Here is a 239-nt window from a genome sequence, read left to right on the forward strand (position 1 = left end):
GTTTTCAAATAACTTACCACCGGCAACAACACCCGATGAAGTGTATAAGGTAAAGAAAACTATAATTACTATTGCAGAGATAACACGTAGGATATTTTTGTTGTCATCAAAACGGTTTGCAAAGAAATCGGGGATAGTAATGGAGTCATTGGCTTTCTCAGTATAGACACGCAGCCTTGGGGCGACTAAAAAGTAGTTTGCCCACGCACCTAATACTAAACCAATTGCAATCCAAACCT

General features: G+C 39.3%; 1 protein-coding gene. It reads right to left on the reverse strand.

Features of this window, described 5'->3' with window-relative positions; translation table 11 throughout:
- Positions 1-239 (reverse strand): sodium:solute symporter family transporter (locus SB724_RS21680; RefSeq protein WP_410573125.1); only part of this gene is annotated, 239 nt, incomplete at both ends.

It is taken from the genome of Bacillus sp. SIMBA_031 (assembly GCF_046535225.1).
Classification (GTDB): Bacteria; Bacillota; Bacilli; order Bacillales; family Bacillaceae; genus Bacillus; species Bacillus velezensis.